At 52.4% G+C, this 424-nt stretch carries 1 pseudogene; it reads right to left on the bottom strand.

The features are described from left to right. Nucleotides 1–316: pseudogene (locus AB4090_RS15155) on the bottom strand (hypothetical protein); the annotation flags it as partial. Between the last annotated feature and the right edge of the window lie 108 nt (nucleotides 317–424).

Raw genomic sequence — 424 nt, 5'->3', positions numbered from 1 at the left:
TGACCGCATCGAAGGTGCCCGAGACACCTTTCACATGGCTGGTCACGGGAGCTTTGCTCAGTAGAGGAGGCCAAAGTTTGGCACAAGAACCTGAACAAGTGGCAACACCATGCGTATCATGAGTGAAATAATACAGGGTATGTCCATTGATGCCGGCGAGAACCTCAGTTGTCTTTCCAGCGACCGGTGTCGAATGAAGTTGGACGGGAGCCGACAGGGGTGCTGCTTGCGCCTGGGCCAAAAAGCCAGCCGATACCATGGCTACGGTGAAGCCGACGATAATGCGTGTACGAAGAACCATCGCGAAATCCTCCATGCAAGAGGCTGTACGCTGTAAGCATAGTACGAAAATACGACAAACTGGAAAAGGCGAAACCACCGTTCCTTCTCAAGGACGTTCCAGGACATGGACGTAGACTTTTCT

It is taken from the genome of Acidithiobacillus sp. IBUN Pt1247-S3, from assembly GCF_041146875.1.
GTDB lineage: Bacteria > Pseudomonadota > Gammaproteobacteria > Acidithiobacillales > Acidithiobacillaceae > Igneacidithiobacillus.
Note: the sequence above shows the minus strand (reverse complement) of the source record. Positions and strands in the feature narration are given on the sequence as shown.